Annotated in this window: 5 protein-coding genes and 1 pseudogene; all 6 read left to right on the forward strand. The window is 68.8% G+C overall.

Going from position 1 to position 7478, the window contains the following annotated elements; translation table 11 throughout:
- Positions 1-66 precede the first annotated feature (66 nt).
- Positions 67-990, forward strand: a complete 924-nt coding sequence (locus ABZ818_RS31485; protein ID WP_361422099.1) for a dihydrodipicolinate synthase family protein — start codon at positions 67-69, stop codon at positions 988-990.
- Positions 990-2207 carry an MFS transporter gene (locus tag ABZ818_RS31490; RefSeq protein WP_361422117.1) on the forward strand — a complete coding sequence of 406 codons (1218 nt, stop codon included), beginning with the start codon at positions 990-992 and terminating at the stop codon, positions 2205-2207. Before ABZ818_RS31485 ends, ABZ818_RS31490 begins: the two co-directional genes overlap by 1 nt.
- A 173-nt stretch (positions 2208-2380) precedes the next feature.
- The gene (locus ABZ818_RS31495; RefSeq protein ID WP_361422102.1) at positions 2381-3640 is read left to right on the forward strand and encodes an iron-containing alcohol dehydrogenase; all 1260 of its coding nucleotides are present in this window, start codon (positions 2381-2383) and stop codon (positions 3638-3640) included.
- Between the two features lie 13 nt (positions 3641-3653).
- Positions 3654-5135 carry an NAD-dependent succinate-semialdehyde dehydrogenase gene (locus tag ABZ818_RS31500; RefSeq protein WP_361422105.1) on the forward strand — a complete coding sequence of 494 codons (1482 nt, stop codon included), beginning with the start codon at positions 3654-3656 and terminating at the stop codon, positions 5133-5135.
- Positions 5136-5232: 97 nt separating this feature from the next.
- Positions 5233-6252, forward strand: coding sequence for an Ldh family oxidoreductase (locus ABZ818_RS31505; protein ID WP_361422108.1), 1020 nt, complete (start codon positions 5233-5235; stop codon positions 6250-6252).
- A 470-nt stretch (positions 6253-6722) separates the two neighbouring features.
- Positions 6723-7385 (forward strand): annotated as a pseudogene (locus ABZ818_RS31510) (LD-carboxypeptidase); the annotation flags it as partial.
- Positions 7386-7478: the final 93 nt, after the last annotated feature.

Consider the following 7478-nt stretch of genomic DNA (forward strand, 5'->3'; position numbering starts at 1 on the left):
GCAATCCTATGCCCCAGCAATGAGCATATTCTTTGGACATCGCAAGTCGGCTACATAGGAGGCCACGTGAACATCGAGAAGTTCCAGGCGAAGAAGGACAGGCTCTTCGGCAACCACGTCCTGCTCATCACGCCCATGCGGCCCGATGGCAGCATCGACGAGGAATCCACCCGGTCGCTCGTCGACTTCGTCGTGCGCAAGGGGGTGCACGGCATCCTGACGCTCGGCAGCACCGGCGAGGTCTTCGCCCTCACCGATGAGGAGCGGCAGCGCTTCGCGGAGCTCGTGATCGAGCACACCGCTGGCCGCGTGCCGGTCGGCGTCGGGGTCGCCCACTCGTCCGCCGATGCGAGCGCCGCGCTGGCCAAGCACGCGGAGGCGGCCGGCGGCGACTACATCTTCACCACCGGCCCCTACTACCACCCGCACGCGGCGGAGGGGATATTCCGGCACGTGAAGCACGTGGGCGACGCGACCGAGCTGCCGCTCATGGTGTACGACGGCGGCGCCGGCATCGAGTTCTCGCTGCCACTGCTGCGCCGCATGGCCGACAACATCCCGACGCTGTTCTCCTCGAAGCTGTTCCTGCCCTACCCCGCGAAGATCGCCCAGTACGGGGACGCGACCGGCGGGCGCGTACAGGCCTGGGCGGGGCACGACCAGCTGAACTTCCTGATGCTGCAGTACGGCGCCGAGGGCATGACCTCCGCCGCGAGCTGTGTGCTCCCGGCCGAGCAGTCGCTCATCTTCGAGAGCATCCGCGACGGCAAGCTCGAAGAGGCACGCCAGGCCTTCCACGAGAAGGTCGGCCCGCTGAACTCGATCGCGTTCGCCAACGTTCTCCAGTACCCGCAGGCCTACAAGCGTGCGCTGAAGTGGATGGGCGTGATCGAGCACGACGCCTGCAAGGTGGTCATGGAGCCGCTGGACGACGTCCGTACCCGCGAACTTCGCGCGGTGCTGGAGCGCATCGGAGTGCTCCCGGCGTGATGAACACAGGTGGTGGCCACGGCAGGCCCCGATCGCTGGCGATCGTGGTCATCGTTCTTTCGCAATGGTTCGGCACGTCCCTTTGGTTCAGTCCCAGCGGTGCGGCAGAGGACCTGTCGCGGTGGCTGCACGTGAACTCCGGGGGCTTCGGCTGGCTACTGGCCGCCACCCAGCTCGGATTCATCCTGGGCACGCTCGTCTTCACCGTGACGGGCGCGGCGGACCGCTTCTCCCCGGAGCGCATTTTCGCGCTCAGCAGTCTCGTCGGCGCTGTCCTCAACTGCGCGTGGACGTGGGCCGATCCGGGCTTCGCCCTCGCGTGGGTGGCCCGCCTCGGCGTCGGGATCACGCTCGCGGGGATCTATCCGATGGGCATGAAGATGATCGTGCAGCGTGTCGGCCCGCATTCGGGCTGGGCCCTGGGCTGGCTGGTGGCCATGCTCACGCTGGGCACGGCGATGCCCCACATCCTGCGGTCGGCGGGAGCATCCCTGCCCTGGCAGGCGGTGATCTGGGGCTCGTCGGTCCTGGCCGTGGTGGCCGCCGTGCTGGTCCTGCTCATCCAGGAACCGCGCGAGATCCGGGCTGCTGCGGCACCATCGACGGCACCGGCCTCGGCGTCCGTACGCACGCTCCTGGCTCTGCCCGCCTTCCGTTCCTCGTGCGCGGGCTACCTGGGGCACATGTGGGAGCTGTACGCGTTCTGGGGTGCTGTCCCACTGCTGTGCGCCCAACTGGTCGACACCCGGGGGGACGTCGTCGCGGTCGCCTCGCTCAGCGCTTGCGTCATCGCGGCGGGCAGCGTCGGCTGCGTCGCCGGCGGCATCCTGAGCAAGCGGTACGGCAGTGAGGCTGTCGCCGCGGCCGCCCTGGCCGGTTCGGGACTGACCTGCCTGGTCTACCCCCTGATCCCCGAGAGCGCGGTCGGGGTCAGGATCGGGGCACTGGCGATGTGGGGGCTCTTCGTCGTCGCGGACTCGCCCCAGTTCTCCTCGATGACGGCCCGGTACGTGCCCTCACGTCTGGTCGGTACCGCACTGACCGCCCAGAACAGTGCGGGATTCCTCGCGACGGTAGTGAGCATCGTCGCACTGCAGAACGCCATGGCCGCCTGGGGCACATACGCGCTCTGGCTGCTCGTACCCGGGCCCGCCCTCGGACTGCTCGCGATGCGGCCCCTGCTGATGCGCAGGCGAACCGAAACAGCGGCGGTCTGACACCACCGAACTGACCGCAGAAGAACCCCAGTTCGAGCAGAAGCGTCAAACGCGACCTCAGAGCCGTGCACCGTCCCAGGGCCAGAACTCCGGCAACCCACACGGCACGTTCACCGAGGCGCGGGCCACAACAGCGACATCACGCTCAGGCGAATGACAAGGAGGCGCGCATCGTGACGTGCACACACCTACTGGATACCGATACTGCTCCATTCGGCGTGCTGCGCCTGCCGCGCAGCATTCTGGTCGGCAGCAACCAGCGACAAGCACTCGCACATATCGCCCGAGAGTTCGGGTCGTCGGCGCTAATCTGCACGGACGCGCGACTGGCGGCCTCCGACGAGCTGCACGAGATCGTCACAGCCCTCAAGCAGCAAAGCATGACCGTCGAGGTCTACGGCGAGACCGAGGCCGAGCTGCCGGTGCCCGGGATCATGGCCTGCGTCGACGGACTGCGCGAGCGGCGGATCGACGTCGTCATCGGCGTGGGCGGCGGCAGCTGCATGGACATGGCCAAGGTGGTGTCGGTACTCCTGACCCACGGCGGTGAACCGAGCGACTACTACGGCGAGTTCGCGGTGCCCGGGCCGGTCCTGCCCGTGATCGCGGTACCCACCACGGCGGGAACCGGCTCGGAGGTGACGGCGATCGCCGTGGTCTCCGACCCCAAGCTGGGCATGAAGATGGGCATCTCAAGCCCGCACATCATCCCGGCCGTCGCGGTCTGCGACCCCTCCCTCACCCTGACCTGCCCGCCGGCGCTGACCGCCGCCACCGGAGCCGACGCCTTCGTCCACCTGGTGGAGTCCTACACGGCCATCGCCCGGCAGGGCACACCGGAACTCGCCCGAGAGCGTGTGTTCATCGGCCGCAACCCGCTCACCGACTCCATCGCCCTCGAAGGCATCCGCCTGGTGGGACGCAGCCTCGTGACGGCGTATCGCGAGCCCGGCAACGACAAGGCCCGCGGGGACATGATGGTGGCCGCCCTCTACGGCGGCATGGCCCTCAGCAACGCCGGAACCGCCGCGGCCCACGCCATCCAGTACCCGGTCGGCGCGCTCACGCACACCCCGCACGGCGTCGGCGTGGGTCTGCTGCTGCCGTACGTCCTGCGCCACAACTTCCCGGCCATCCAGCCTCAACTCGCCCGCATCGCGGAGGCACTCGGCAAGGACACCCGCGATCTCGCCGTCGCCGACGCCGCCCGGGCCGGCATCGAGGCCGTGGACGACATCCTCGCGGCGATCGGCATCCCCTCCACCCTCGCCGATCTCGGTGTTCAGGAAGGCGACCTGGACCGCATCGCGGAGCTCTCCCAGAACTCCAAGCGACTCATCGACAACAACCCGGTGCCCCTCGACCTGGCGGGCCTCACCGCGATCACGCGCGCGGCCTTCGAGGGCGACCGCTCCTTCCGCTCCTGCCACTGAGAAGAGAACTGCGATGACCTCCACTCCCGACACCACCGAGAACGAATTCACGGTCGATGACCTCACGGTCCCGCTGCGTCTGCTCATCGACAACGCATGGGTCGACGGCGCCGAGGGCGGCACCATCCCCGTCGACAACCCCTCCGACGGCAGCCTGCTCGCCGCGATCGCCGACGCCACCCCGGCCGACGGCACCCGCGCCGTCGACGCCGCCGCGGCCGCTCTCCCCGCATGGTCGGCAACCCCGCCTCGTCAGCGGGCGGAGATCCTGCGGCGCTGCTTCGAACTGATGACGGCCAAGAGCGAGCAGCTCGCCCGGCTCATCTCCCTGGAGAACGGCAAGGCGCTCCCGGACGCGCGCTCCGAAGTCGTCTACGCCGCGGAGTTCTTCCGCTGGTACTCCGAGGAGGCCGTGCGCCTGATCGGCGAGATCTCCACGTCGCCGTCGGGCAGCAACCGCATCGTCGCCCAGCACCAGCCCATCGGCGTGAGCGCCCTGATCACGCCCTGGAACTTCCCGGCCGCGATGGCCACCCGCAAGCTCGCGCCCGCCCTGGCGGCCGGCTGCACCACCGTGCTCAAGCCCGCGACGCTCACCCCGCTGACCGCGCTCGCCATCGCGCAGATCATGATCGAGGCCGGTGTCCCGGCGGGAGTCGTCAACGTCATCACCACCCGCCGCACGGGCGCCGTCATGGACGTCGTGCTCGCCGACCCGCGGGTGCGCAAGCTGTCGTTCACCGGCTCCACCGAGGTCGGCCGGCACCTGCTGAGGCAGGCCGCCGACAACGTCCTCAGCTGCTCCATGGAACTCGGCGGCAACGCCCCCTTCCTGGTCTTCGACGACGCCGACCTGGACAAAGCCGTCGACGGCGCCATGATCGCCAAGATGCGCAACGGCGGTCAGGCGTGCACCGCCGCGAACCGTATCTACGTCCAGCGCGGCATCCACGACCGCTTCGCCCGCCAACTGGCCAAGCGGATGGCCGAGCTGCAGGTCGGTGCCGGCTACGAAGCCGGCACCGAGGTCGGACCGCTCGTCGACGACGCCAGCGTCCGCAAGGTCGACGAACTCGTCCAGGACGCCGTGGGCCGGGGCGCGACCATCGAGGTGGGCGGGGCGCCGATCGACAGCCCCGGCCACTTCTACCCGCCGACGGTCGTCACCGGCGTACCCGCCGACGCGCGCATGGTCGCCGAGGAGATCTTCGGCCCCGTCGCCTCGCTGATCCCCTTCGACACCGACGAAGAGGCCATCGCGGCCGCGAACTCCACCGAGTACGGCCTGGCCGCCTACGTGTTCACCGAGGACCTCAGCCGGGGCATGCGCGCGGCGGAGCGGATCGAGAGCGGGATGATCGCCGTCAACCGCGGCCTCGTCTCCGACCCGGCGGCGCCGTTCGGAGGTGTCAAGCACAGCGGCCTCGGCCGGGAAGGCGCCCACGAGGGCATGCTCGAATTCACCGAGACCAAGTACATCGCCGTCGACTGGTAGTCCCGCCGCGTTCCCGGGCGCCCGCCCGGGAACGCCACCCCACGTTCCACCACAACCACCTGTCCGTGCCGTGCGGACTTCGCACCCTGGAGTTCTCGTGCTCATCCCCGTCGACGATGTCCGATCGACCGCGACCGACGTGCTGCTGCACGCCGGTGTGTCACAGCCCAACGCCGAGATCCTCGTGCGCTCCCTCGTGGAGGCCGAGCTGCGCGGCTTCCCCTCGCACGGGCTGCTACGTCTTCCTCGGGTCGTCGAGCGCATCCATAACAAGGTCACCGACGGCACGACGACCGGGCGGCACACCTGGACCACAGACGCGTACCTGAGCGTCGACGGAGAACGCGGCATCGGCCCCGTGGTCGCCCAGCACGCGCTGACGGCGATATCCGAGCGCGCGCGGTCGACGGGCATCGCCCTCGCATCGATCGCCAACAACAACCACATCGGCATGCTGGCCCTGTACGCGGAGGACATCGCGCGCACCGGGCAGGTGATCATCGGCTTCACCACGAGCGAGGCGCTCGTGCACCCCTGGGGCGGCCGGAAGGCGATGGTGGGCACGAACCCGGTGATGATCGGGGTACCCGCCCAGCCGCATCCGTTCGTGATGGACATGGCCACCAGTCTCGTGGCCATGGGCAAGATCCACGACTATGCGCACCGCGGTGAAGCGCTCCCCGACAGATGGGCCCTGGACGCGGACGGTAACCCCACCCGCGACGCCGAGGCAGCGAAGGCCGGCGCGATCGCACCGTTCGGCGGCGCCAAGGGATACGCACTCGGCCTCGCGTTCGAGGTCCTCGTCGCCAGCCTCACCGGCACAGCAACGGGACGCGACGTCGCGGGAACACTCGACTCAACCCAACCGTGCAACAAGGGCGATGTGTTCATCGTCGCAGAGCCCACCGGCCCAGTCGAGGCCATCTCCCACTACCTCAAGGACATTCGCGAAACCGAGCCGAGCGATCCCGCGCATCCGGTTCTTGTCCCCGGCGACCGTGCGCTGCACACAAGAGAAGCCGCTGCCGCGAACGGCATCGACGTCGCTCCCGACGTCTGGAAGCGCATCCTCTCACTTACCGCGTGCCACGGTCGGTCGGTAGTTGCGGGTTAAGAGCACTGGCGATGCCGGTGATGGCTGGGCGTGAACAGTGTTGCTTCGCGGATCGCAGCCCCCGTCACACGGCACGGCAGGAAACGAACGCCAGCGATCTCCTGACTGGCTCAAGCCGCCCGACCCTTACAAACTCCCGCCCGGTTCATGCGCCGTTGCCCGGGCGGGGCCGGTCAGTGGTGCGCGCTCAAACGGCAGCTCCCCAGCGCAGCAGGGCGCCGTCACAGCGCCCGGCGAAGGCGCTGGAGCGGGTGGATGAGATCTCGGCGTTCCGGCTGGGCCGGGTGAAGTTGGACAAGGTCCCGCCGAACCGGCTGGCGACGCTGGCGCGGGTCGGCCTGAGGTCGAAGGCGCCGATCCTGGAGCGCACGCCGGAGCCGAAGCGCACGGCGCGCCAGCTGCCGACGGCCCGGCCCGCCATTCGCCGGCGAGCGCGCCCACTGGTCGGCACGCCATCGACGGGTCCCGGAATAAATCCCTGCGGAACCAGGTCCGCCAACTCCTACGATCATCAGACGACGGATCTTCTCTACCCTGCCAAGCCCCGCCCCGGAGACCTGGTCGCAGTGCTGTCCCCCTCATCCGGCCTGCCTGGCCTCTTCCCCCTGCCCTACGAGCTGGGGCTGCGCAGACTGCAGGACGACTTCGGACTGAAGACAGTGGAATACCCGGCCACCCGGAAGATGGGAGCCTCGCCCGAGGAACGGGCCGCGGACATCCACGCGGCCTTCGCGGACCCCGACATCAAGGCGGTGATCGCGAGCATGGGCGGCGACGACCAGATCACCGTTCTCCCCCACCTCGACGGCGCTCTGCTCCGCGCTAACCCCAAGCCGTTCTTCGGCTACAGCGACAACACCAACCTGCTGCTGTTCCTGCGTAACCTTGGCATCGTCAGCTACCACGGCGGCACCGTGATGACCGAGCTCGGACGCCCCGGCGCGATGCACCCGCTGACCGCGGACTCCCTGCGGGCAGCACTATTCACCTCGGGCGAGTACGAGCTCACTCCCTCAAGCACCTACGGGGACGTCAACCGCCCCTGGCAGGATCCGCATACCTTCGACTCCGAACCGGACATGGAACCCGCCGACGGCTGGTCCTGGCACAACAGCGACCGGATAGTCGAAGGTGTCAATCCCCTGGTTGCGTAGAGACGTTGGTTATGCGGCCCGGTCCTCCTGATCGGTCTGGGTCCGCGCTTCTTGGATGATCCGTTCGAACTC

It is taken from the genome of Streptomyces sp. NPDC047453 (assembly GCF_040643155.1).
GTDB lineage: Bacteria > Actinomycetota > Actinomycetes > Streptomycetales > Streptomycetaceae > Streptomyces.

Coding starts and splice junctions, on each gene's coding strand:
- ABZ818_RS31490 (WP_361422117.1), top strand. CDS start 990: ATGAACACAGGTGGTGGCCACGGCAGGCCCCGATCGCTGGCGATCGTG.
- ABZ818_RS31500 (WP_361422105.1), top strand. CDS start 3,654: ATGACCTCCACTCCCGACACCACCGAGAACGAATTCACGGTCGATGAC.